This is a genomic window from Leptolyngbya sp. FACHB-711 (assembly GCF_014695615.1).
In the GTDB taxonomy this organism is placed as follows: domain Bacteria; phylum Cyanobacteriota; class Cyanobacteriia; order Elainellales; family Elainellaceae; genus Leptolyngbya_A.
In genome coordinates, this window is sequence record NZ_JACJOR010000057.1 from 1 (window position 1) to 23,135 (window position 23,135).

General features: G+C 50.8%; 21 protein-coding genes. 9 read left to right on the top strand and 12 right to left on the bottom strand.

Going from position 1 to position 23,135, the window contains the following annotated elements:
- The coding region (locus tag H6F80_RS29350) for a hypothetical protein (RefSeq protein ID WP_206755017.1) at positions 1–214 on the bottom strand (214 nt) is incomplete at its 3' end.
- Here H6F80_RS29350 and H6F80_RS01175 point away from each other — a divergent pair.
- Entirely contained in the window at positions 213–452 is a 240-nt protein-coding gene (locus H6F80_RS01175) for a thermonuclease family protein (protein ID WP_190789790.1), read from the top strand. The genes H6F80_RS29350 and H6F80_RS01175 overlap by 2 nt on opposite strands.
- A gap of 18 nt (positions 453–470) precedes the next feature.
- Here H6F80_RS01175 and H6F80_RS01180 read toward each other — a convergent pair whose 3' ends face one another.
- Positions 471–641, bottom strand: coding sequence for a hypothetical protein (locus H6F80_RS01180; protein WP_190789791.1), 171 nt, complete (start codon positions 639–641; stop codon positions 471–473).
- 531 nt (positions 642–1,172) lie between these two features.
- Here H6F80_RS01180 and H6F80_RS01185 point away from each other — a divergent pair.
- Positions 1,173–1,472 (top strand): ferredoxin, encoded by a 300-nt coding sequence (locus H6F80_RS01185; protein ID WP_190789792.1) that lies wholly within the window; start codon positions 1,173–1,175, stop codon positions 1,470–1,472.
- A 158-nt stretch (positions 1,473–1,630) separates the two neighbouring features.
- Here the strand turns inward: H6F80_RS01185 and H6F80_RS01190 are convergent, their stop codons facing one another.
- Together H6F80_RS01190 and H6F80_RS01195 are read right to left on the bottom strand one after the other, a co-directional pair.
- Positions 1,631–3,412 (bottom strand): SpoIID/LytB domain-containing protein, encoded by a 1,782-nt coding sequence (locus H6F80_RS01190; RefSeq protein WP_347277809.1) that lies wholly within the window; start codon positions 3,410–3,412, stop codon positions 1,631–1,633.
- A 207-nt stretch (positions 3,413–3,619) separates the two neighbouring features.
- A complete protein-coding gene (locus H6F80_RS01195; RefSeq protein WP_190789793.1) occupies positions 3,620–3,880 on the bottom strand; it encodes a TIGR02450 family Trp-rich protein in 261 nt (86 codons plus the stop codon).
- 707 nt (positions 3,881–4,587) lie between these two features.
- Between H6F80_RS01195 and rpoD the strand changes: the two genes are divergently transcribed.
- On the top strand, positions 4,588–5,733 hold the full coding sequence (gene rpoD, locus H6F80_RS01200; RefSeq protein WP_190789794.1) for an RNA polymerase sigma factor RpoD: 1,146 nt from the start codon (positions 4,588–4,590) through the stop codon (positions 5,731–5,733).
- A 440-nt stretch (positions 5,734–6,173) separates the two neighbouring features.
- Here rpoD and H6F80_RS01205 read toward each other — a convergent pair whose 3' ends face one another.
- Positions 6,174–7,082 carry a tetratricopeptide repeat protein gene (locus H6F80_RS01205; protein ID WP_190789795.1) on the bottom strand — a complete coding sequence of 303 codons (909 nt, stop codon included), beginning with the start codon at positions 7,080–7,082 and terminating at the stop codon, positions 6,174–6,176.
- Positions 7,083–7,388: 306 nt separating this feature from the next.
- On the opposite strand from H6F80_RS01205, the gene patR reads away from it, so the two are divergent.
- A complete protein-coding gene (gene patR, locus H6F80_RS01210) occupies positions 7,389–8,687 on the top strand; it encodes a heterocyst master regulator PatR (protein ID WP_190789796.1) in 1,299 nt (432 codons plus the stop codon).
- 129 nt (positions 8,688–8,816) lie between these two features.
- On the opposite strand, the gene msrA is transcribed toward patR, so the two are convergent.
- Positions 8,817–9,476 (bottom strand): peptide-methionine (S)-S-oxide reductase MsrA, encoded by a 660-nt coding sequence (gene msrA / locus H6F80_RS01215; protein WP_190789797.1) that lies wholly within the window; start codon positions 9,474–9,476, stop codon positions 8,817–8,819.
- 459 nt (positions 9,477–9,935) lie between these two features.
- On the opposite strand from msrA, the gene H6F80_RS01220 reads away from it, so the two are divergent.
- Positions 9,936–10,388 (top strand): hemerythrin domain-containing protein, encoded by a 453-nt coding sequence (locus H6F80_RS01220; protein WP_190789798.1) that lies wholly within the window; start codon positions 9,936–9,938, stop codon positions 10,386–10,388.
- 27 nt (positions 10,389–10,415) lie between these two features.
- Here H6F80_RS01220 and tpiA read toward each other — a convergent pair whose 3' ends face one another.
- The 3 genes from tpiA to H6F80_RS01235 form a co-directional block, all read right to left on the bottom strand.
- On the bottom strand, positions 10,416–11,144 hold the full coding sequence (gene tpiA, locus H6F80_RS01225) for a triose-phosphate isomerase (protein ID WP_190789799.1): 729 nt from the start codon (positions 11,142–11,144) through the stop codon (positions 10,416–10,418).
- Positions 11,145–11,467: 323 nt separating this feature from the next.
- The gene (locus H6F80_RS01230) at positions 11,468–12,418 is read right to left on the bottom strand and encodes a histone deacetylase family protein (protein ID WP_190789800.1); all 951 of its coding nucleotides are present in this window, start codon (positions 12,416–12,418) and stop codon (positions 11,468–11,470) included.
- Between the two features lie 35 nt (positions 12,419–12,453).
- On the bottom strand, positions 12,454–13,038 hold the full coding sequence (locus tag H6F80_RS01235; RefSeq protein ID WP_190789801.1) for an LOG family protein: 585 nt from the start codon (positions 13,036–13,038) through the stop codon (positions 12,454–12,456).
- Between the two features lie 916 nt (positions 13,039–13,954).
- Here H6F80_RS01235 and gyrA point away from each other — a divergent pair.
- Positions 13,955–16,513 carry a DNA topoisomerase (ATP-hydrolyzing) subunit A gene (gene gyrA / locus H6F80_RS01240; protein WP_190789802.1) on the top strand — a complete coding sequence of 853 codons (2,559 nt, stop codon included), beginning with the start codon at positions 13,955–13,957 and terminating at the stop codon, positions 16,511–16,513.
- A gap of 81 nt (positions 16,514–16,594) precedes the next feature.
- On the opposite strand, the gene H6F80_RS01245 is transcribed toward gyrA, so the two are convergent.
- The 3 genes from H6F80_RS01245 to H6F80_RS01255 form a co-directional block, all read right to left on the bottom strand.
- Positions 16,595–18,010 (bottom strand): ABC transporter substrate-binding protein, encoded by a 1,416-nt coding sequence (locus tag H6F80_RS01245; protein WP_190789803.1) that lies wholly within the window; start codon positions 18,008–18,010, stop codon positions 16,595–16,597.
- Between the two features lie 58 nt (positions 18,011–18,068).
- A complete protein-coding gene (locus H6F80_RS01250; protein WP_190789804.1) occupies positions 18,069–19,619 on the bottom strand; it encodes a serine/threonine-protein kinase in 1,551 nt (516 codons plus the stop codon).
- Positions 19,620–19,705: 86 nt separating this feature from the next.
- Positions 19,706–20,743 carry a LysR family transcriptional regulator gene (locus H6F80_RS01255; RefSeq protein WP_190789805.1) on the bottom strand — a complete coding sequence of 346 codons (1,038 nt, stop codon included), beginning with the start codon at positions 20,741–20,743 and terminating at the stop codon, positions 19,706–19,708.
- Positions 20,744–21,260: 517 nt separating this feature from the next.
- Between H6F80_RS01255 and H6F80_RS01260 the strand changes: the two genes are divergently transcribed.
- The 3 genes from H6F80_RS01260 to H6F80_RS01270 form a co-directional block, all read left to right on the top strand.
- Entirely contained in the window at positions 21,261–22,124 is an 864-nt protein-coding gene (locus H6F80_RS01260) for a hypothetical protein (RefSeq protein ID WP_190789806.1), read from the top strand.
- Positions 22,125–22,178: 54 nt separating this feature from the next.
- The gene (locus tag H6F80_RS01265) at positions 22,179–22,664 is read left to right on the top strand and encodes a 2Fe-2S iron-sulfur cluster-binding protein (RefSeq protein ID WP_190789807.1); all 486 of its coding nucleotides are present in this window, start codon (positions 22,179–22,181) and stop codon (positions 22,662–22,664) included.
- Positions 22,665–22,887: 223 nt separating this feature from the next.
- The coding region (locus tag H6F80_RS01270; protein WP_518523495.1) for a bilin-binding protein at positions 22,888–23,135 on the top strand (248 nt) is incomplete at its 3' end.

Consider the following 23,135-nt stretch of genomic DNA (forward strand, 5'->3'; position numbering starts at 1 on the left):
AAACTTCTACCTCTTCTAAATAAAAATTTTTGGGATATGAAGATTTTGCCAAGCGATCGTCCCGCAGAACGGGGATCACAGACAGCGCCATCCCCAACGAGAACAAAAGGAAACCCTTCGGATCTGACGACCTTTTGTTACATTGCTGATTTGACGCGCTACCCCAGGTAAATTGTTTCAGGAAACCTGTTCCAAGTAGAGGGCTCTGTGCCATGTCAAGTCGCTGCGACTCTGTAGTGGGATGGCGAGTCTATGGAGATACGCTACGCGTTCGGACAGGAAGCCAAACAGCAACGATTCGCCTGGCTTATGTAGATGCCCCAGAGCAGGATCAAACCGGAGGAGACGCTGCGACTCAACGGCTAAAGGACATTTTGCCGTCGGGTGAGAAAGTTCAGCTTCGCGTGGTTGATATTGATCGCTACGGCAAAACGGTGGCTGAAGTTTACTAGGGGAGCCAGTCGGTTAATTTACAGCTTGTAAAAGAAGGAATGACGGTCATTTATCCGCCCTATTTCGATCGCTGTCCGAGTACCCAGAGCCAGTACCTCAGGCAGAGCAGCAGGCACGACGGCAGCAAATTGGCTTTTGGCAGCAAACCAATCCCCAGAGGCGATCGGCGCATTTGTGAGCATCTTCACCTAATTCAGCAATTGCAGATTTGGGATTTTATCTTGCATTGCGGCATTAAGATTGACCATTCGCTGAAACTTCTCGATTAGTGGTTAAACGCTTGCTAAATTTGTGCTGAATCTCTAAGGAGACGAAACGCTAACTTTAACTCAAATAATTCCCGGTCAACTGTGAGTTACACCCTCACTCAAAACATTACTGAATCTAATCTTTAATGTTCTTCTATATATTGTTTTCGTTATCTGTCTATTTCAGCATTGGCAGGCGATCGGGCTTGTGATCATCCCATATCTTCTGGTACGTGACACATATATAAGTAATTCAGGATTGGTAACGGTATTTTCATTACGAATCCCATTCAGCCCAACAGTTATTCTCAGGTTACAGCGATATGGTTTTCCCGTAGTATCAGAAATAGAGTTTGCCTGAAGCAACGCTTAGAATAAGATGCGTCGCTGTTCGAGCTTTCGGTGCAATGCTTTAGGTAGGCTATTTTGGCTACATTGTTTCTGCCGTTTGAACATTGAGAGGATTACGACATGCCAAGTTACAAAGTCACGTTGATCAACGAGACTGAAGGGCTAAACACCACCATCGAAGTTCCCGATGATCAGTACATTCTGGATGCTGCGGAAGAGCAAGGTATAGACCTGCCCTACTCCTGCCGTGCGGGTGCTTGCTCCACTTGTGCTGGCAAGATTACCGCAGGCACTGTTGATCAGTCTGACCAATCCTTCTTGGATGACGATCAGATCGAAGCGGGTTTCGTCCTGACCTGTGTGGCTTACCCCACCTCTGACTGCACAATCATGACTCACCAGGAAGAAGAACTGTACTAAGTCTTGGTTCGTCAGAATTCAAGCAGATTTTCAGATTATTTGCTGAGTGCAAGGCATTTGTCAGGCTCAGTTTAATCTACAGACAGGAGCGCAGATGCGCCCCTGTTTTGCTATTCATCTGCTGTTCATTTGATGAGTAACTGCGAGTTTAAGCTGCACTACTGCGCAGTCTCTTGGGACGGGGTTAAGGTGGACGGATCTCGCCATAGCACGATCGCCGGAGTGAGAGGCTGCAATTGCGTTTCCGGGTAATAGAAGCTGAGAATCTGCTCATGCGCCCATCCCAGATCACCGAGACGATAGGCTCCGGTCTGACTCATTCCCACGCCATGCCCTAATCCACCGCCCACAAAGACATAGCCCTTCAAAACTCCCGGAGGAGAGGCAGCCTGTTTAGTTTGGGCTGTTTTTTGATTTGCAGTCTTTGTGGCAGGCTTCTGAACGGGTTGGGAAATTTTTTGTCCCTCAGCCGTTTCATAGATTGGATCAAGGTAAAACAGGGTGCTGTTAGGAGCAGACAGCGCACGAATGATTTCGTCTTTTTCGAGTTCAATAACGCCCAAATCCGTGGTAACTGCCATTTTCTGTACCCGTCCGGCAGGCGATCGTTCTACAACGCTCAGCTCTCGGATCTGAGTAAAGTTGACGAAGGGATGCTTTTTCGTCGCGAGCACCTGCCGCAAATCATTTGTGATTTCGCCGATTGGACTTTCGACACGCCAGCGAAACATATCCCAGCCTTCTTCGTTGAAGCCGCGTCTTTGAGCAATAAAGGCTCTGAAGTTGCTTTCGTCTGCCAGACTGCGCTGAGACAGATTCCAGATATTTTGCACTGAATCTACCACCGCTCGTAAATAAGGGCGATTGCTGCCTGCCCAAACATCGCTAAACGGAGCCGTCACGCCACCTGTAGTCGAGGAATAGAGTGCATCCACCAGTTCATTGTTGTAGGTCAAAACCAAGCCACGTGTGGCAGCAATGGCGCGATCGGTTTCTGGAACCGCTCCTGACAATCCCCAGTAAACCTGACACTGGGTATCAGCACAAAGCTGATAATTATCGATCGCAAAACGGCGCAGATTTCGTAAAGCGTAGGTTCGTGCCAGGATTGCTTGCGCTTCGATCGTGGTTTGTGGTGCACCAACCCCAATTTCATGGGGTACCACTCCGCGCAAGTAGGTTTCGATCGGAACTTGATTGACCAGGGTATAGGTGCCGTAAGCATTGGTCTGAAGCCGCAGTGTCCCGGCATAGAGGCGCGTTCCGTGATCGCTGCGATTAAACGTGACCTGAATGCGATCGTTTGCTGTGTCAATCTCGACCTGGTCTTGCTGATAGCGGTAGCCGTCCACCGTCAGAGCCGCCTTTGGAATTTGTGGCTTTACCTGCGTATCAATAAAGGCTGTTCTTGCTCCCTGGGCTTGCAGGTTTTGCAGCAGGAGTCGTCTCAAAAGCGGTGTTCGATAGGTCTCTCGATCTGCCCAGACCTGCCACTGCCTCGGCTGACCAATTTCGACCGCAATCCCTTCAGACTTCCAGCGATTTGCACTATCCTCCGCACTTTCAAAGCTGCGGTGAGTACTGAGCACAATGCGTTCAACGACTTCGGGCTGTGGGAGCGGCTGCATCACGACATTAACCTTGACTTCGCCGCTTGTAGCTAGTACTCGATCTTGCTGTCCATCTTTAAGCTTGAGCGTCAGTCGATCGCCCGACAGGGGCTTTAATGTGATTTCATCCGTTGCATTTGAGCCAAACCGCTGCACTACACCCACATCTAGCAAGGGGTTGAGCGGAGCAGGTTGGACGTGCCCAAACTGCCCCATACCAGCCAGAAGACAAGCTGATATCAGCAGCGTTTTTATCCAGGAATTGGGACGTAGTTTCAGCAGGTGACACAAAAGCCAACGAACTGGGGCATTCCGTTGTAGGGAAGTCACAGGACAGATCCTCATAGCGAATGACAGCGAAAAACGGTTTGATGCAGCTCTGAACTCAGCGATTAACCCCTGCACTTAGGGCAATCTTAATTCTTGGGAAAAAATAACTTCTTGCCTGTTCTGCATTTTAGCGAGCCAACTCTAGTGTGACTAGCTTGTTTACTATCCTCAATCTTTTCGCGATAAATACCCTAAAAGATTTGCTATTTAAAATTCCTGTAAAGACGAAGATCCATCGCCCTGTTCCTGCAACGATTGCCACCCCGCCTGCCAAAGAGAGCGGTCTTTAAGCTGCTGGGCATTCAGCCAAAAGCGAACTGCTGGATCACAAGCAGCCACCATTTCTGCAAAAACCCAACGCCCTTCATTTTTTCGATTCAGAACTTGAAAATGCCGCCAGCCCCAGGTTTTTTGCTGCGCTGTCCACTTAGAACCGACCAGATAAGGAAACTTTTGCTTTTTTGGCATGTGCTGCGATTTATAGAAACGAAAATTGAAGCCTAGAGAGTAATCTTTCAAGAAACAATTCAACACAGAAATTATGAAAGAAAAATCTGTCTAAACTGAAGCTTTGTCTATTTCACATTTTGCGACAAATCTTACAATGCTTACTGAATCTAGCTTTACTTCCCCTAAACCATTGAGATCTCCGATTACTAATCCCCCAACTCCGCAATTGTTCGGTTATGCTAATTCATTACAAAGTCTCGCTGAGTTCAGCAAGTTGGCTGAGCTTGTACACAATTCACCGTAAGTAATTTAGGATTACAGCTAGGATGCCAACAAGGCACTGCCCTGCTAACGCAAGTTAAGAAAACTCTACTCGTCGAGAGGCTTTATTATTGATTGCGCTTTTCTAATGCCCTTATCACATTCCCACAACGAATGAGATTAAAAAGGATGCAATTTTTGTGAGAAAAGTTACAATCGGAGAAGTCTTGGCTAAAGTTGAGGAGTGCAGACTTGTTTTGGTGCTTCTACTCGCAGTGCTTCTACCTGAAACTGTGGGCGGTTAGCGGAGAAAGCGAGTTTGCTGCGAATATTGAATCCAATGGGTAGGCTATATCCGGACAGATTCGCTAGCAGCTGATCAGTGATTCAGAATCAGTCGTACTATTTCCTGGTCTTAATTGACCTTCAACGTTATTGACACTAAGGAGCATGAGGAGCGCGGCATGACCCAGGCTAACGACGTACTCGAAACCATTGACCCCGCCGAGAGTGACCTGGACGAACTCTTGATTGAAGGAGAGGATCGAGACGACGAAGAGGACTTGTTCGACACTCAGCCTGATGAGGAGGAAGACGGCAAAACCCCAAAGGGCGCAACCCGTCGTCGGGCGCAAGCCAAGAAAAAACTGTATACAGAAGACTCAATTCGGCTTTACCTGCAAGAAATCGGTCGCATCCGGCTACTGCGGGCAGACGAAGAGATCGAACTGGCACGCAAAATCGCTGACCTACTGGAGCTAGAACGCATTCGCGATCGTCTGTGTGAAAAGCTCGATCGGACTCCGCAAGAGCTAGAACGCAACCCGGAAGCATGGGCGAATGAGGTTAATCAACCTCTTCCTAAGTTCCGTAGACGGCTGCATGAAGGACGACGCGCCAAAGAGAAAATGGTGCAGTCTAACCTGCGACTGGTGGTGTCGATCGCCAAGAAATACATGAACCGGGGTCTGTCGTTCCAGGACTTGATTCAAGAGGGCAGTCTGGGTCTGATTCGCGCTGCTGAGAAGTTTGACCACGAGAAAGGCTACAAGTTCTCAACCTACGCCACCTGGTGGATTCGGCAGGCGATCACTCGCGCCATTGCAGATCAGTCTCGCACGATCCGTCTGCCCGTTCACCTTTACGAAACCATCTCGCGGATCAAGAAGACGACCAAGCTACTGTCTCAGGAAATGGGGCGGAAGCCGACCGAGGAAGAAATCGCGACCCGTATGGAGATGACGATCGAGAAGCTGCGGTTTATTGCCAAATCAGCTCAGCTTCCGATTTCTCTGGAAACGCCGATCGGCAAAGAAGAGGATTCGCGCCTGGGTGACTTCATTGAATCCGATGGTGAAACCCCGGAGGATCAGGTTTCCAAGAATCTGCTGCGGGAAGACCTGGAAAACGTGCTGGGAACTCTTAGTGCAAGGGAGCGGGATGTGTTGCGGCTGCGCTACGGTTTAGACGATGGACGGATGAAGACGCTGGAAGAAATTGGACAGATCTTCAACGTTACCCGTGAGCGGATTCGCCAGATCGAAGCCAAGGCTCTGCGAAAGCTGCGTCACCCGAACCGCAACAGCGTTCTAAAGGAGTACATCCGCTAGAATTTCTCAAAGCTTAGGGTTTGCTAATCAAACCGTTCAGCAAGAATTAGTTCTTGAAACTGCATTGGTTACACTTGGCTAAACCATCCTACGCTTTATGAGCGAATGCTCTGGGATGTTTCTAGCATAATTTAGAAATAGCAGAAGCCTATTCTCGATTGCAGAGTAGGCTTCTTTTGTATCATGCCTCCGCATTATTCCTATGCCGCTGCACTATTTCTCAATCGCGACAGCTATCCTTAATCTGCAATAAGGGACAGTCAGAATCGTTAGCCTGAAATCCTGAAGATATCCATGGTTTGAGCATAAGCCTCAGGTTTTTCTGCTTCAATCCCACTAGTGAACCGCGTTAAACCACATTAAAGGCTACAAGAGAATCGATCAAAAAAGGGGCAAAAGCCCCTTCTTGTCTTGCAGTTTTTTGGAGTTTGTTTCCTGGTTTATTGAGCGGGAGAAGGTGATGCTGCGGGAGTGGGACTGGCTTCAGGGGCAGGGCTAGCAGGAGCAGTTCCGGGGGGGCTAGCTTGAGGAGAGGCAGTCGGGCTGGGAGCCGCCGCTAGCTGATTGATCTGATCTTTAAATTCAGCCGGAGCCAGAGTGGCTGCTGAGGTGAACAGAGGTTTAGCTTCCTCGGTTTTGCCCTGGGTTTTGAGAATGATCGCTTTACCCAGCACTGGGCGAAAATCCTGAGCATTGCTGGCAATAATTCGATCGTAGATGGCAACTGCCTCGTCGTATCGTCCCTGAATTGCATAGACTTCACCCAACAAAAGCTGCACCGAAGCTGTATCGACCGTGCCTGGTTTTGCCTGGTTTGCTTCGTCTGCCGTCTTCAGCGTGTCTTCTAACAGTCCGATCGCTGCTTCGGGTCGGTTCTGCTGAAGTAGCAGATCGGTCAAGCCTTTCAAGGCATTGAGATCGCCGGGACGGGTTGCCAGAATGTTGCGGTATGCCTGGGCTGCGCCTTCTCGATCGCCCGTGCGCTGTTTTGCCTGCGCTAATAGAACGGTATAGTCGGGCTGATCAGGGTTTAACGCTGCCAATTTTTCGAGCGGCGCAATAATGCCCTGAATGTCGCCCTGCTTGATCTTGACATCGACTAATCCGCGCAGAGCGGTCTGATTGTCGGGTTCCCGCTGAAGCACTGCTTCATAACCTCGTGCCTGGGCTATCAATTCTTCGCTTGAGCCTGGACTGGCAGACGGAGAGGGAGAAGGCGCGGAAGCCGTTTGTTTTTGCAGATTCAGCACGCCCGATACTGAAGCCACGATCGGTACAGCAACAAAAGCAAGCGTTGCAAGCGAAACAACGACCAGAGCTAACCAGCGACGATTTTTCTTTTCAGCCACACGCTATTCCCAAACTCGACTGTCATTACTAACATAGTCCCAATTAACTGATCACTAACTGTCACCTTCCTTTGGGGTAATTTGCCGCCGAACAGCCTGATCTAAGCTAGAGGAAGCTGTATAGAGGAAAAGGGCGAATTACCACAGGAAATGATTCAGAATAATGTCTCAGTCATTTCACGAAGGAGATCAAACCTGAGTGTTAACCTAGTGTTTAATTCCGCATTGAAATCTGGTCTTCAGGACTAGAAATTTGCTGTAGTGCATAACGGTAAGCGGATTACCTGCCGCTGTCAAGGAGGTCTCATGAGTCCCGCCCAGAATAAAAATCCTCAGTCGCCCAAGTCTACCTCAGCATCCGAGTCATCGGTGGATACCCATTCACCGTCCGAACCTCCTTCAGCCGACCCTATTGTAGAACCCGCTATGGATCAGCCTTCTCAACCGATCGCCCCTCAAGAAGAACCGCTTCGCCCCCCCACGCCGCCAAAGCGTCCGGTTGCGCGAGAAGTAGCCCTCTCGACTCCCCAGCCTTCCTCTGCGCCTGCTACCTCTGAATTGAAAGAGCAGCCCAAGGCAGATCAGCCTGAAGCTGAGTTAACGGCTTCTGAAAGTTCTGAGGCTGAAGCTGAGAGTACCGCCGATGTTTCATTGGACAATTTGCTGTCTAACCGTCTTCAGCCGATTCCCCCCGCTAGCGAGCCGATGCAGTATCGGGCGATCGGCTTAGTGCGCGGCACCTATGTTCCGTCAGAAGAACAGTTTACCCGTGGATTGATCCAGACCGATGATGGCGTGGCGATCGATGCGGTTTTGCTAGGGCGCGTGATGAGCCTGGTTAAAAAGCACCTTGACCTGGAGCAGCCTCACCTGTGGGTGGTGTATCCGCGCACCCGCGAAAAAATGAACGATCTGCACGTTCAAATTGTCGGCGTGTGGGAGCCTGAAAAGCTGAATCGATTAGAGATGGAAGCGGGAGAAGAAGAGAGCGCAGAAGGAACCGAGGAAAGCACCGAGGAAACTGCCGAAGAAACAAGCTCTAGCAGCTCTGGTTCAGACTCACTGCTCGAAATGGTTCCTGCTTCGGAGCTAGACGATAAATTCTTCTCGATTCGCGGCGAAATTATCTACCAGGCTCCAGAAGAAGAGCGGCTGATGGTTAAAATCCGGCGGATGTCTCGTCCGGGCGATACTCAGGACAAAGCCTTTAAAGTTGCCTTGAAAGGAACGCTGGAAGGAAAAGCGATTGGCTATTTCTGGGATTTGCAGGTGCAGCGACAGGAAAACGACCTGATTGTGCAGCAGGGCACGATGATTGGGCTGGTTCCGCCTCAGAAGCGCAAGGACGGCAGCAGAAAGCCGCAGGGTCGCTTCCGTCGTCCTGGTGGTCCTGGTGGTTCAGGCGGTCCTAGCGGTCCCGGCGGTGGTCGTCGTCCGAGTGGTCCTCCGCGCAAGTGGAATGCGGGTAGTCGAGAAGGCGGCGCACCTAGACCGCAATTTAAGAGCGGCGATCGTCCGACCCCTTCCCCTCAGCCACGCTCTGAAGTGACCAAACCGATCAAACGTCGTCCGCCTGAAGGTGCGCCCCCGACTTCGCAAGAGTAGGCAATGAGCGGATTTGAGACTCAAACTTGAGACAAAAGAAGGGGTATTCTGCGGAAAGGTGCAGGTTACCCCTTTTTAATGCTTATTGAATGAATGCTGATTCAGGCGATCTCGTCACCTGCGATCGTTTTAGTTTCCAGCTTCAACTTGCGGTGGGAAACAAACCTTGGTACCGCCTAAACCGCAATAGCCGCCTGGATTTTTAGCGAGATATTGCTGATGATAGTCTTCAGCGTAATAGAAAGGCGGTGCATCTAGGATCTCAGTCGTAATCTCGCCATACCCGGACTCGCGCAGTGCCTTTTGATAAGCATCTCGCGAAGCCTCAGCTAGCTGTCGCTGCTCCGGCGAGCAAGCGTAGATGCCAGAGCGATACTGAGTGCCCCTATCATTGCCCTGACGCATTCCCTGCGTTGGGTCGTGGCTTTCCCAAAAGATCTTAAGTAGGGTTTCGTAGCTGACTTCTGCCGGATTGTAAACGACCTGCACTACTTCATTGTGCCCGGTCATGCCAGTGCAGACTTCGTGATAGGTCGGGTTTGGCGTCGCGCCTGCGGCATAACCCACTGCAGTCGAAAACACACCAGGCTGCTGCCAGAATTTCCGCTCCGCACCCCAGAAGCAGCCCAGACCAAACAGCGCAATTTCCATGCCTGCGGGAAAAGGAGGCTGTAAAGGGTTGCCGTTGACAAAGTGGCGATCGGGAACAGGAATTGGGGTGCTGCGTCCCGGTAGGGCTTCCTCAGGGGAGGGAAGGTTCTGTTTTTTGCCAAATCCAAAAAGCACCATACTGCCTGAACTCTCCAAGTTAGATCAAGAAATTAAACCGAATTTAATGAGCAATGGGGATGAGCGAATTGCGGAAGCGCATCTTTACCTAGGTTCATCATAATCTACGCATCAGACGATCGAATTGATTGAGCAGTCGTACAATCCGAATCGCTGCGGGGAGGATAACCTACAAAGTTCTCCCCAACTCGGGATTGAGATCAACTTTTAGTTAGAGGCTATTTTTTAACCGGGATCGTTAGCTTATAAGGCAAAATTACTTGCTTATTTTGCTTCATATTTCAAATCGAAAAGTTCGATTTCAGAAGCCAGTCAGCTAATTAATTTTTCTCAAGCAAGTCCTTCAGGCGATACAGGTTTAATTTGTACCGCTTATCGCTCTGTTTCGGAATAACGATCGATAAAATCAGTATGGCCAAATTCTCGACTAAGTCCTCAGTTCAGCAAGACATTCTGGTGATGCTTGCGGCAGAGCATCGATCAATCGAGCAGCGAATTGATGCACTGGAAGCGGCAAATCATGCAGTCGAAGCAGAACGAAGATTTAGAGAACTTTATCGTATTCTATTTCTGCACCATTACGGTGAAACGCTCGTTTTCTACCCATCAATGCGGGAATATGAGCAGACTGCTGTTTATTTAGAAACCGTAGAAGAAGAACACAGCACCACGATGGTTTTGCTTGAGCAAATGAGACAACTTTCACCCGTCGACCCAACCTTTCAAGCAAGATTAGATGAACTCAAAGAATTAATCATGGGACATATCGAAGAGGAAGAAAACGAAATTTTCGCTGCCGTACGAACCTGCATGGATGAGCAAGAACTGCGCCAACTCGCGCAAGAATTTAAAAGTATTCAAATAAAAACAGCCCCTAAAATAGAGGCTCGAATAAAGGATTTAAATCCGTAAACGTGAGTTGTGTTTATTTCTGTGTGTTTATTCTTGATAGTTCACCAGTCGAGAAAAATCTGCTGAAGACAGGCTAGCTCCCCCGACTAATGCTCCATCGATTTCTGGTTGTGCCATAATTTCATCGATATTTCCGGGCTTAACCGAACCGCCGTATAGAATTGACAGGTCAGAATTTTGTACCTGCTTCCGAATCAAACTAATAATGCGATCGGCTTCGATCGACTCACAGGTAGCGCCTGTCCCGATCGCCCAAATCGGCTCATAGGCAATGACCAGTTGCTCTCGGTCAATACCCTCGAGATCTTTCTCAAGCTGCCCAGAAATCACCGCTTCCGTTTCGCCCGCATCCCGCTGCTGTTTGGTTTCGCCCACGCAAAGAATTGGAATCAAACCGTGCTGCTGTGCCGCCTTGAGCCGCAGATTTACTGTCTCATCCGTTTCGCCAAAATACTGTCTGCGTTCACTATGACCGATAATCACGTATCGCACACCCAGTTCTAGCAGCATCGGGGCAGCAATTTCGCCTGTAAATGCCCCTGCAACTTCCCAGTGAACGTTCTGCGCCCCCAACTGAACTCGCGTACCATGCAGGCTTTTGGACATCACGCTCAGATCAGTAAACGGCACACACAGCACAATCTCGCGATCGTCCGGTGTCTCGGCGATCGTATCTAAAAATGCCTTCAAAAACTCCAGGGACTCCGCCTGGGTTTTATACATCTTCCAGTTACCCGCAATGATGACCTTACGCACGTTTTAATCCCAGGTTATGAACACAAAAAGAGCATCCTTTAGTGTACGGCTTTGGGGGACGGGTGGGGGAGTGGGAAGGTGGGGAGGTGGGGAGGTAGAGGAATGAAAGGGGAAGGAAAGGGTTGAGGAGGAATCATTGATATTGGCTGAGATATTGGCTGAGATATTTGCTGCACTGATTCGATATCTTTTAGCCCTGTTGGTTGAAAGCGACTCAGTAAGCTTCCAAACTTCACAGATTCACAAGTCCAACACTCGCTTCTTCCCCAGAACTTACTTTAAACTCCTCCATTCCACACCCACTCACCCATTCTCTACTTCCCCTAAACCAACTCCCCGATCGTCGCCACGACTGACTGCGATAGGGCACTGTAGTCATAGCCGCCTTCCAAACCAAACAAAAGCCGATCGCAGATCTGCTGACAGTAGCGGGTGAAAATGCCGTAGTCCGAAGGCTTCAGGGACAGGTTGGCGAGGGGGTCAGCTTGGTTAGCATCGTATCCGGCACTGACGATCAGCAGGTCGGGTTGGAATGCCTGGAAAAAGGGAACAATCTGCTGCTCGAAGATAGGCTGGTAGTCTGCTAGGGTACTACCTGCCTGCATGGGAAAGTTCAGCACGTTGTTATGTTGTCCGCGTTCGTCAGAATTGCCAGTACCCGGATATTGGGGCGACTCGTGAAGTGAGCAAAAGGCGATTTGGGGATTCGTTTCGACGAGTGCCTGTGTGCCATTTCCATGATGGACATCCCAATCGAGAATGCCGACACGATCGATTCCTGGCTGAGTCAGGGCGTAGTGTGCTGCAATTGCCGCATTTGCAAACAAACAGAATCCCATGCCACGCTTTGCCAGCGCATGATGACCGGGTGGACGCGCAATCACAAAAGTAGGGCTACCCGTTTGCAAAACGCGATCGACCCCATCCAACCAGGCATTAATGGCAAGTAGGGCTACCTCGTAGCTGTGCGGCGAAACAACCGTGTCCTGATCGAGCCTGCCGCCGCCGGAGTGGGCAAGTTGCCGGACAGCTTCCACATACTGAGGGGGATGGATTGCGTGCAGTGCCTTTGTTAGTCGATGCGAAGCAGTTTCTCCTTCAAGGTGATCGGCGGGATGCGAGTCGATCGCAGTAGGGGTGCGCCAATCAAGCTGATCGTGCCAGGGAGCCTGTTTGAGGGCAGAGACAATCGCCTTTAGGCGTCCGGCGTTTTCGGGATGAAAGGAGCCTGTGTCGTGATCGAGAAATTTGTCGCTGTAGAGGATAGAGATCATAGGAGATGAGGGGATGGAGGGCATAATTAGATTCCCTATGTTTCATTCTCTTCTCGAATCCACTTTTCGACTTTGGTGGGCTGATAAGTTGCCATTCGATCGAGTAGCGTATTGGGTTGATCAGCTTCCAGCACGATTGCCCTCAGTTCTGGCTGCAAAAAGCGATCGGTAACGGCGCGATCGAACAGAGTCAGCAGCGCATCGTAATAGCCTGCCACGTTGAGCAATCCCATTGGCTTCTGGTGCAGCCCCAACTGCGACCACGTGAGAACTTCACAAAACTCTTCCAGAGTGCCATAGCCGCCGGGCATTGCCACAAAGCTATCAGCGAGATTTGCCATCAGCGCTTTGCGTTCGTGCATCGAGTTCACAACATGAAGCTGAGTCAAATTGGGGTGAGCAATTTCCTTGGCCTCTAGAAATGCGGGAATAACACCGATCGCCTCGCCGCCTGCTGCCATCACAGTATCTGCCACCTTGCCCATCAAACCGACTTTGCCGCCGCCATACACCAAACCATAGCCGCGCTGCGCGATCGCCTGACCCATTGCTTCAGCCGCTTCTCGATAGATCGGATTAGCACCCGAACTAGAGCCACAAAACACGCAAATATATCTCATCTTGCTAATTTCATTGTTTAACAAATTGCAATCAGGATAGCCTGTCAATTAGCTCTAAGAGCTTGTTTGAGAAGCAGCAAGCCTTCTACATCGTCCTCTACAGCCCCAATACTGGAAGGCTTTGAATATCCTAAAGCAGGCTCGGTTCCCTTCAAAATGAGGGTCAGGGGGCAGCTTGGCTAAAAATTATCACTTCTCAAACATCTTCTTCTCAAACATTTTCTAAGAGTCGAAGAGCCAGTTGCCAAAATTCCATAAAATCACAGACTTCAAAGTCCCTTATCAGCAAGCAGTTACTCTAGAATTCATCCTTGCCTTTTCAGTTCTCGATACAGTTCATTGCAAAATTCAATCTTCGATCGAATCTAGATCGGATTTAGATGGACAATAAAGGAGTGTAGAACAAGATACGGTTGGAAAAATTGGAGGTCGCTTCATGAATACTCCGATTCCCCGCGTCCAATCTACTGCTTTTCTAGGTGATCTGATGACGCTTGCGCTGGCAGTTGCGATCGCATGGCTGCTGATTGCTCCAACCTGGGCTTGATTTCGTTGCCTGCTCACTCGAGTCGGTTCAGACAAGCTGTTTAGATTGCATTTTAGATTGCCTTGAGTGGGGACGACTGAAAACGGCATCGCAGCAAACCGCTCAGACCTCAGCGGATAGGCAAATATGCTAAAATTTCATAGTTAGCGAACGATATTTAGCAGCGCGCTGATTAAGCGGTATGAGGGTCGGTTACTTGCCTGTAGAGCGATTCTGCAAGCAGGTTTTAGAGAATTTTGGGCAGTAAGTTCCTGGCGACAACGTTCTTTGAAAGAAGTGCTTCGCCAAGCTCTTCCCATGCCTGAGTTTTGCCAGCAGAGACAACAGTTCGCCTGCTAAACGTTCACAGATCTGGAGCTTTTTCACGGTATGAGTATTCCCCAGGAGCGAATCGTTCCCACCGATCTGCGGAACGAAATGTCCCGATCGTATCTGGAATACGCCATGAGCGTGATCGTGGGTCGGGCATTGCCAGATGCGCGGGATGGACTCAAGCCAGTTCACCGCCGGATTCTTTATGCGATGCACGAATTGGGCTTAACGCACGATCGCCCCTTCCGAAAATGCGCCCGTGTGGTGGGGGAAGTGTTGGGTAAATATCACCCCCACGGCGATACAGCGGTCTACGATGCCCTGGTGCGGATGGCGCAGGATTTTTCGATGCGCGCCCCCCTGATCAACGGACATGGCAACTTCGGGTCGATCGACAATGATCCTCCGGCTGCAATGCGATACACCGAGTGTCGCCTGCAAGCCCTGACGATGGCTGCCCTGCTGCAGGATATCGAGTCCGAAACGGTTGACTTTGGCGACAATTTCGACGGCTCACAGCAAGAACCGCTAGTTATGCCTGCCCGTGTGCCGCAGCTTCTGCTGAACGGGTCTTCGGGAATTGCCGTAGGCATGGCAACCAACATTCCGCCGCACAACCTGGGTGAACTGCTGAACGGCGTGGTGGCACTGATTCAAAATCCAGACATCACCAATCTGGAGCTCATGCAGTACATTCCCGGTCCCGACTTCCCCACGGGCGGACAAATCCTGGGAACCAGCGGGATTCGGGAGGCTTACACCACCGGACGCGGCTCGATTACGATGCGGGGTGTGGCAGCGATCGAAACGATCGAACAGCGCGGCAGACCCGATCGCGAAGCCATTATCATCACCGAGCTGCCTTACCAGACCAACAAGGCTGCCATGATCGAGCGCATTGCCGAAATGGTAAACGAGCGCAGATTAGAAGGCATTGTTGATATTCGCGATGAAAGCGATCGGGACGGAATGCGGATTGTGATTGAGCTGCGACGGGACGCTTATCCACGCGTGGTGCTGAACAATCTCTACAAGCAAACGCCCCTTCAGGCAAACTTCGGCGTGAATATGCTGGCGTTGGTCAACGGCGAACCACAAATCCTCGGTTTGAAGGAATGCCTGCAAGTCTTCCTCGACTTCCGAATTGAAACAATCACCCGCCGGACACGCTACGAACTCCGCAAAGCCCAAGAGCGGGATCACGTTCTGCAAGGCTACCTGATCGCGCTGGCAAATCTGGACGCGATTATCAGCCTGATTCGCCACGCCGCCGATACCGTATCGGCAAAGCAGGAACTCATCCAGACCTATCAGCTTTCGGAAACGCAGGCAGATGCGATTCTGCAAATGCAGCTCCGTCGTCTCACCGCCCTCGAATCAGAAAAGATTCAGCAGGAACACGAAGACCTCCAGCGCAAGATTGCCGATCTGCAAGACATCCTGGAGCGACGAGAGCGAATTCTGCAAATGATCGAAACCGAGCTATCGGATTTACGATCGGCTCATGCAAACCCGCGTCGTACCGTTATTGAAACGATAGACGGCGAACTGGGTGACATCGATCTGATTGCGAATGAGCAGTCGATTATTCTGCTGACTGAGCAGGGCTACATTAAGCGGATGCCGATGAGCAACTTCGAGGCGCAGAGCCGAGCCACCCGCGGCAAGTCGGGTACGCGCATGAAGGAAGACGACGGCGTTGAGCACTTTCTCACCTGCTGCGACCACGATAGTGTGCTGTTCTTCAGCGATCGCGGCACGGTTTACAGCGTGAAGGCATATCAAATTCCGGTGAGTTCGCGTAACGCTCGCGGCGTACCGATTGTGCAAATGCTGCCTATCTCCCACCAGGAAAAAATTACGTCGATCGTGCCTGTGGTGGAGTTTGCAAACGATGAGTATCTGGTAATGCTGACCCAGAAGGGCTTTATCAAGAAGACGCAGCTTTCTGCCTTCAGTAATATTCGGGCAAACGGACTGATTGCCATTTCGCTGGAAGAAGGCGATCAGTTGCGCTGGGTACGTCGGGTGCGGGTCGAAGACAGCATCATGATCGGGACGCGGCAGGGAATGGCAATTCATTTCCGGGCAACCAATGAGCAGCTTCGTCCTCTGGGTCGGGCAACACGTGGGGTGCGGGCAATGTCGCTGCGAGCGGGCGATGAGTTGATCAGCATGGACATTCTGCCGTCTCAGGTGGTGGCTCAGGTGGCTGAAGCCGATGCACCTGAAAACGAGTCTGAAGAAGTGCTGGATGCAGAAACGTCGCAGCAAGGTCCGTGGGCACTGGTGATCACGACAGGTGGGCTGGGCAAGCGGGTTCCGGTCACTCAGTTCCGCCTACAAAATCGGGCAGGCATGGGTTTGCGAGCGATTAAGTTCCGTAAATCCGGCGATCGATTAGCAGCCCTCCAGGTTGTAAACGATAGCGACGAGATTGTGCTGGTCAGCAGCCGAGGAATCATTATCCGTCAGGCGGTGAAGGCAATTTCCTGTCAGTCTCGTGCTGCAACTGGAGTTCGGGTTCAGCGACTCGATGAGGATGATGCGATCGTTGCAGTCGCGCTGGTTCCTCCTTCTAATGGCGAAGAGGAGCTGGTAGACCTGGCGGAATAAGGTTTGCGGACTAGCGTTTGCTGTAACCAAATAACTCCTGTAGGTGGGCAACTTGTCCACCTTTTTTGGCTCTATGCAGTTTCACAACGATGGCGTGACGGGCACAAAATCAAACTCATAGCCCGATCGCGTGCCAGGTTTTACCGTCACTAACTGCATTGGCTGACTGCGATCGCCCGAAGACAAAAAGCGAACGGTTCCTGTTGCACCTAACAGCGAAAAGTTCGGAGCCGTGAGGGTCTGCTGAATGCCCTGTCGCGTTGGGTTCTGTTTCAAACCTGTGATCAGAACTTGCGCCGCATCGTAAGCCATCGCGGTTCGCCAGTTGACATCACCCCCCCAAAACTGTCTGGACTGTTGGGCAAACGCAGAATTCGGATCGGCAAGCAGAATCCACGGCACTGCGACAACCATTCCCTCTGCTGCCGCACCACCAACCTCCAGCGTTTTTGGATCATAAAGATCATCGCCTGCGAGCAAAGGCAACTTCCGCTGATTCACGGTGACGACCTGCAGTGCCAAATTTAAGACGCTGCTGCTCGATAGCAAGACCAAAACTTCTGCGCCCTGTCGCCTTGCCTGCTCGATCGCATTAGACGCACTAAAGCCAGGATTGTTCAGATCAAAGTCAGCGACCACCTGCCCGCCATCATTTGCCACCGCTGTCGTAAACTCTTCTTTTAATGAAAGGCTGTACTGACTGCTAGAGTCGAAAAAGATGGCTGCATTCCGACGTTGCAAATTGGTGAGCATATAGCGAGACAGCGTTGTTGCCGAAAACCGATCGCTGGGCACCGTCCGAAACACAAAGTCACCCAAATTCGAGAGCTGCACCGCTGTGCTGGTGGGCGAGATCATTACCAGTCCACCCTGCTGATACACTTCTCCTGCTGCCAGGGAAGCTCCGCTGCTAAAGTGACCGACAACCCCCAGAACTGAGCCATCCTCGATTAGCGATCGAGCCACCGCCGGAGCCAGGGCAGGACTACTATCATCGCTGGCAATTTTCACCTTGAGCGGAACCCCATTGATTCCCCCTGCCCGATTCACCTCTGCTTGCGACTGCGCTACACCCCGCAGAATTTCCTGAGCGGTACTGAGGGAAGTTGCCATTGGGACTGCAACGGCGATCGTATAGGATTTCTGCTGACCGATCTGGGCATTATTGAGGTAAATCAACGCTTCCGGGTCGTTACGGTTCACTTGCAGGCTCGTCGTCAAATCCTGAACTGCCTGTTCAAAATTCCCTGCACCGATCGCGGCAATTCCTGCCTGCTTTTCCGGCGAGGCGTTGCTGGGGTCGAGAAGCTGTGTTCCATCGCTAAAGCGATCGGGAGTTACTTCTGAAGAATTTCCCGACTGACCATCTGACGAAGCGACACCGGGAACTCCCGACTGAAAAAACCGATTAAACAGCAACCATCCCCCGCCCCCAAGCAGCAGAGCCGTCAGCAGCAAGGCAACAATCAGGGCAGGCGTTTCATTCTTCTGGGACATAGTGGCGACACAAAGCGGCGATGCAAATTTAATCTCAGATTAGCCACTTTTTAGCGGTTTAGAGTAATCTGGCAACCAGTTTGTAAACCAACCGAAACACGATCGCTACAAAAACTACCGTCAGGGCAGTCACTCCGGCAGCAATCAGAATGGTTTGCAGAGGGCTTCCTGTCGTTGCCAGCAGAGTGCGTAAAAACGGCGCACGCGGCAAAACATCGCGCAGAAACGGCAGAAAGAAAATGGCGGCAATCGACCCGCCCGCAATCAGCAATAAATCAATTCGCTCGATCCAGCGCAATGCCTGAGCTATCACCAATCCCGCCCCGATCGCCATCAAAATTAACCAGAAAGTCGGCGTAAAAGCAATCGTTCCTAGCAAGCTTGCCAGCGCGATCGTCACCAATCCCCCTTCAAATCCTGTAAAAGCCGCATTGTAAAGATATTCCAGCGTAGAAAAGGGTTTGCGAGTCGGTTTGGACTTGGGCGCAGGCTTGGGGGTGGGCGTTGGTGCAGGAGCCGGAGTAGAAACTGGGACTGGGCTTGCCGCAGGCGGCGTTTGAATTGCCGTGCCGATCGAACCTGATTTAGCAACTTGACCCGGAGCCGGGCGAACAGGCGCAGCCGTTGGAGTGACCGCAGGAACAGACCCAGGCGAACTCGAAGGGTGTAGGGCAGCCAACACTTCACTGGCAGATTGAAAGCGTTGGCTTGGAGTGGGCAGCAGCAGCCGATCGAGCACGGTCGCCAGCCGATCGCTCACCGTCACATACGATCGCCAGTTCCACTCGTCCCGGTAGGTATCGTAGAGATCCTGGGGCTGTTCTCTGGTTAGCAGCATTAGACAAGTGACAGCAAGGGCATACAAATCGGTTGCCGGATAAACCTGATTCCCCTTCATCTGTTCCGGCGGAGCAAAGCCCATTGAGTAGATACCCGTCGAGGAGGGCTGTGCCTGCCCTGGCGTTGCAGAGGTTGCCTGCTTGACTGCGCCAAAGTCTAACAGAAATAGAGTTCCGTCTTTGCGGCGCATCACGTTGGAAGGCTTAATATCGCGATGAATCGAGCCGCGATCGTGAACGAATTGCAGCACGGGCAGCAAGCTTTGAAGCAGTTCCAGAATTTTTGCTTCCGAAAAGCGTCCCTGCTGTTCGAGTTCTTGTTCCAAATTCTGCCCGTCGATAAACTCCTGAACCAGATAAAAAAACTGATCAGGATCATCGGGGAAGCGGCGCGTTACGGGTAGCGCAAAGAAAGCCAGCAAATCAGGAATCTGCGGATTAGTTCCCAGTTCTTCTAGCACCTGACCTTCTCGTTCAAACAGGTTTTGAGCAAGCTGAAGCTGCTGAGCAGTGAGGTGGTTTGAAGGTTGAAACTGCTTGACGACGCAAAACCGCATCGCCGGAGTATAGCGATCGCGTGCCAGATACGCTGTGCCAAAACCGCCCTGCCCCAGCACTTTCACAGGAAAGTAGCGACCTGCGAGTAAAAGCTCCAGACCGCAAGCCGTGCAGTATTTTTGAGGAATCGTTCTCAGCGTTGCCGGAGTATCGAGGTCGGCAAAGTGATTGAGCGGACGAGGACAACTTGGGCGGGTGCAGTACACTTCCATAAGTCCTCAATTCTGCGCCATAACTGCCTGAGAATCAACTGCTTGAATCAATCCTTTGCGTCAGCCTGCTGAGTGATCGAACTGGATCAATCATCGAGTTGAATCACTTTACCCAGCGTTGCCTCCAGTGCCAGCGCATTCACATTCAAATGGTCTGCCATAACTTTCTCCCTCGATTTTTCCAGGACTTGGAGCGGCGACTCGTAGGTCGAAAACTGCGGCAGAATTTCTTTGGTAAAGGCTTCAGCAGCTTTTGAGCGATAGCGGTTGGGATTGGTAATCACAGAGAGCGTTCGGTTCACCACCACTCCCTCGATCGCGGCACGATGCAGCACGCCAAGCTGAAGCTCTTTTTCGATCGCTGAAATTGACACAAACGCTGCCCCCAAACCCGATTGAACCGCATTCTTAATCGCTTCGATCGTGTTCAGCTCCATCTCGATCTTGAGCCGCCGAGTTTCAATGCCGCAGCGAGTCAACACCTGATCAATGACTTTCCGAATCGTAGACTGAGAATCAAGGGCGATAAATTGCAGCTTGTACAAATCATCTTTCTCGATCTTGTCTGCCTGCGCTAGCGAGTGGAACATTGGCAGAATCAGTGCCATCTCATCTTCAGCGTAGGGAATCACTTCGAGCGAGTCTTGCAGCTCGGGTGGAATTTCACCGCCGATAATTGCCAAATCGATCTGTCCATTTGCTACGCTCCAGGCAGTTCGCCGAGTCGAGTGAACGTGAAGCTGAACCGCAACATCGGGGTACTTTTGCCGAAATAGCCCCAGCATTCGCGGCAGCAGATAGGTTCCGGTGGTTTGACTCGCACCGACAATCAACGTTCCGCCCTGAAGGTTTTGCAGGTCTTCGATCGCCCGACAAGTTTCCTGACACAAACTCAAGATTCGATCGCCGTAGTTCAGGAGCAAATGCCCCGCTTCGGTAAGCTGTGCCCGTCGTCCCCCCCGGTCAAACAAAGGAACATCTAATTGCCGTTCCAGGTTTTGCACCTGAAGGCTAACGGCAGGCTGAGAAACGTACAGACTATCGGCTGCACGCTTAAAGCTACCCTCGGCGGCAATGGCTTTAAGAATGCGTAACTGATCCAAAGTGAAAGGAAGATCAGACATGGCTGCTAAATCTAAAGAGAAGAAAAGCCTGGAGACGAAGCAAGATCAAGGGGTCAAAACAAAAGGAAAGACAGCAATTCGATGACTCATCCAAAGTCTAAATGGAAACCGGACATCTGAGAAGCAGTTCTCGATCGCTAGAAACCGCAGGATAATTTGATCGATCGAAGAAATTAACGCCAATAGAACAAAACGAGGAGCCAACGTATTTGGATGAGCAAGATTGGGAATCATAGTATTGCAGAAGCAGCTTTAAGCTATCGTCCTCTTTAAATTAAGGAGGGCTGCTGAAAGCATCTCCTGAAGATACATCGCGATCGTCATGCCCCTATACTGGCATACTCAGGGGTAGCATCGATCAAATGAGCCCAAATGAGTCGAGATTGAAAAGACTGAGGAAGTCAGCGTTTGCAATTCTGCCTAAGGCAGTGAGCAAGGGGCTGTCCCTGTCATTTCTCAGTTAGTCGACTTCGTTCACGCTTTAGCAACGGTTTAGCAAAAGTTGATTTCAGGCTTTATGAGGCGGGAGGTTGTCCAAAACTTTCTCAATTTACCGGGGGTTGCTGGAGTTGCCCTGATGGATGGACGATCGCGTCCCTACTTTTGTGGCATAGATCAAAGGCTCAATTTTCAGCAAAAAGAAGCCCTGGTACGCGGGATCCAGCAGGTGGTTAATACGACTCCGCCCGGTTTCAAATTTTTTGAGTTCCAGTTTAGCGGGCAGCAAGTTTACCTTTACAAACTCGAGCACGGCATTATTCTGCTTGTTCTTACTACCCGTGGCCTTGTCTATTCCTCCTATGCAGAAGCCATTGAACAGCTCAAGCAGGAACTGCAACAAGACATTGTCAATTCGATCGCGACCTTCCGCTTATTAGCAGGCAGCACAACGCTCTCAAAGCAAGACTACTGGCAGCAAGCGAAGTTTGAAGCGGTTCCAACCGTACCCCCAGAGGTCTGGCTGTCTAGTTCTTCGTCGCTCGCTTCTCCCTTTACGGCTCCTCCTGCTCCTGCATCAGGATCCAGCTCCCAACCTGACCTCGGCATTACGGTTAGAGAAACGATCGCAGCCATGAATCAGCTGAGCCAATTTACGATTCAATACCTGGGTGGAACAGTTGTGACAAACTACTGGAAAGCAACTCGCCCCGATACTCCCTGGCTCCAGCAGTTTCAGGTCGAACGCTCTGCCCAAATCACTTTTTCTGCTTCTACGTTAGACAATGCAGTGCTAACGCCTGAACAGCAGCAGTGGATTCAGGATTGGGTCGAAGCGTTCATTCAGCGATGTGCAAAGGTGATGCGCGACTTTCCTAAAACAGTACGGCAGCAGGCACTCAATGCTCAACAACAGTTCCTCCTGCGAGATAAGCCAGCCTAAAAAGCAGCCGTTTTCCTTGTCTTTCATTCCTATGCTCTGGAGCAGTTTTAATCTATGGTGAAAATCGTTCGACTGGAACCGATCGCGCAGGAGACGGCGATCGAAACCAATGGCAATCTACTCTCGGTGCTGCTGAAGAAAGACTTAGATGTGCTGAAGGAGTGCGGCGGACGCGGAATGTGCGCGACTTGCCACATCTATGTAAAAGATGGGATGTCTGGACTGTCGCCCATTAATCGCCGAGAACAGCGCACGCTGGAAGTGATTACGTCCTGCAAAACGAATTCGCGTCTCGCCTGTCAGGCACGAGTCCTGGCAAATGGAGTTGTCGTCGAACTGCCCCCCGGAATGTACATTAACTCGATTCAAGATATCGAGGCTCTCATTGGGCGACGCGCAGAGCAAAACCTGCTGCATCCCGTGACAGGGCACATTCTGGTTGAGGCAGGAAAGCTGATTACTCGCTCAGTGCTTAAACAGATTGAAGCAACCACAAGCTTTAACTATACAGACTTCTTTACCCACAGCAGCAACAGCTAACTCAAAATCCTCAAACCTAAAATGCTGGATTTGCAGATCATTGATGCACATTCTTAAGGGTAAGACTTTGGGGTGAAACTGCTCTGCATTAACATTCCCCTGTCTGAGTCCTCGCCTTCAACCGTCACCTAGCAGCAGGTTCTCCTTTTGTTATCTGAATTCTCAAAGTGGGCAAACTGAGAAACAGGTTCCTTTCGTAGGAGGTATAGATCAGGAGGTATAGATGCTGAGTCAACTCAATTGCTTGAGTCGAGACGTGGAAGGTCGCTATGCAACCGATGCTGAACTTTTGTTTATTGCAGAGTACGTTAAGTCCTATCTACGACGCCTGCAAACCTATCAAAAACTACAAGAGATAGAAGTTACGATCGTTCAGCAAACCCATGCAAAAATGCAATTGATCGACCCAAAACTTTTCTATTACGGCGCAGAAGATGTTACAAGCAAATGGAAACAAGACACTCTAAGAAC